Annotated in this window: 1 protein-coding gene; it reads left to right on the plus strand. The window is 56.9% G+C overall.

Annotation, left to right across the window (positions count from 1 at the left end; genetic code table 11):
- Window positions 1-255 (plus strand): transposase (locus J0A68_RS22760; RefSeq protein ID WP_206580538.1); only part of this gene is annotated, 255 nt, incomplete at both ends.

Raw genomic sequence — 255 nt, forward strand, 5'->3', positions numbered from 1 at the left:
TAGGCAGGTATACCCACAAAGTGGCCATCTCCAACCACCGCATCCTCGGCATCGGCCGAAAGCAAATCACCTTCGGCTACAAAGACTACCGCCAGGGAGCCCAAAAGCTGGAAATGAGTCTGGACAATCTGGAGTTTATCCGGAGATTCTCACTCCATATCCTGCCCCGGGGACTGGTGCGGATCCGCCACTTCGGGATCTTGGGCAGTTCGGCTAAGCAGCTCACCATTCCGCTGATCCACCGGGAGCTTGGAG

The sequence above is a fragment of the Algoriphagus oliviformis genome, from assembly GCF_017254915.1.
GTDB lineage: Bacteria > Bacteroidota > Bacteroidia > Cytophagales > Cyclobacteriaceae > Algoriphagus > Algoriphagus oliviformis.